General features: G+C 54.6%; 1 rRNA gene (cut by a window edge). It reads left to right on the top strand.

Annotation, left to right across the window (positions count from 1 at the left end):
- Positions 1-39: 39 nt before the first annotated feature.
- A 23S ribosomal RNA gene (locus tag L6H65_RS26280) occupies positions 40-1254 on the top strand; it runs 1804 nt beyond the window's last position.

The raw sequence follows: 1254 nt of genomic DNA, 5'->3' as shown, positions 1-1254 counted from the left end.
CTTCTACAACGGGAGCACGGACCGCAAATCCGGAGCATTGGTTAAGCTACTAAGAGCGCACGGAGGATGCCTAGGCGCCAGGAGTCGATGAAGGACGCGGCGAACAGCGAAATGCCTCGGGGAGCCGTAAGCAGGCTTTGATCCGGGGATGTCCGAATGGGGAAACCCGGCTGGGGTAATGCCCAGTCACCCTGCAGTGAATACATAGCTGCAGAGGAGACATACCAGGGGAACTGAAACATCTAAGTACCCTGAGGAAGAGAAAACAACAGTGATTCCGTCAGTAGCGGCGAGCGAAAGCGGATTAGCCCAAACCAAGGAGCTTGCTCCTTGGGGTTGTGGGACGTCTCACATGGAGTTACAAAGGTGTTGGTTAGGCGAAGAGGTCTGGAAAGGCCCGCTAGAAGAGGTAAAAGCCCTGTAACCAAAAGTCAGCACCCTCCGAGACGGATCCCGAGTACCGCGGGACACGAGAAACCCCGTGGGAATCCGGCAGGACCATCTGCCAAGGCTAAATACTCCCTGGCGACCGATAGCGAAGCAGTACCGTGAGGGAAAGGTGAAAAGCACCGCGGAAGCGGAGTGAAACAGAACCTGAAACCGTGCGCTTACAAGAAGTCAGAGCCCGTTATAGGGGTGATGGCGTGCCTTTTGTAGAATGAACCGGCGAGTTACGTTCACGTGCAAGGTTAAGGTGGGAAGCCGTAGCCGCAGCGAAAGCGAGTCTGAATAGGGCGAATGAGTACGTGGACGTAGACCCGAAACCGTGTGATCTACCCCTGTCCAGGGTGAAGGTGCGGTAACACGCACTGGAGGCCCGAACCCACGCATGTTGAAAAATGCGGGGATGAGGTGGGGGTAGCGGAGAAATTCCAATCGAACTCGGAGATAGCTGGTTCTCCCCGAAATAGCTTTAGGGCTAGCCTCGGAACTTAGAGTCATGGAGGTAGAGCACTGATTGGATGCGGGGCCCGCCAAGGGTTACCAAGTTCAGTCAAACTCCGAATGCCATCGACTTATGTCCGGGAGTCAGACAGTGAGTGCTAAGATCCATTGTCAAGAGGGAAACAGCCCAGACCATCAGCTAAGGTCCCCAAGTGTGTGTTAAGTGGGAAAGGATGTGGAGTTGCACAGACAACCAGGATGTTGGCTTAGAAGCAGCCACCATTTAAAGAGTGCGTAATAGCTCACTGGTCGAGTGACTCTGCGCCGAAAATGTAACGGGGCTAAACACGCCACCGAAGCTATGGCTCG

It is taken from the genome of Paenibacillus plantiphilus (assembly GCF_927798095.1).
GTDB lineage: Bacteria > Bacillota > Bacilli > Paenibacillales > Paenibacillaceae > Paenibacillus_Z > Paenibacillus_Z plantiphilus.
This window is presented reverse-complemented; position numbering and strand designations above follow the sequence as displayed.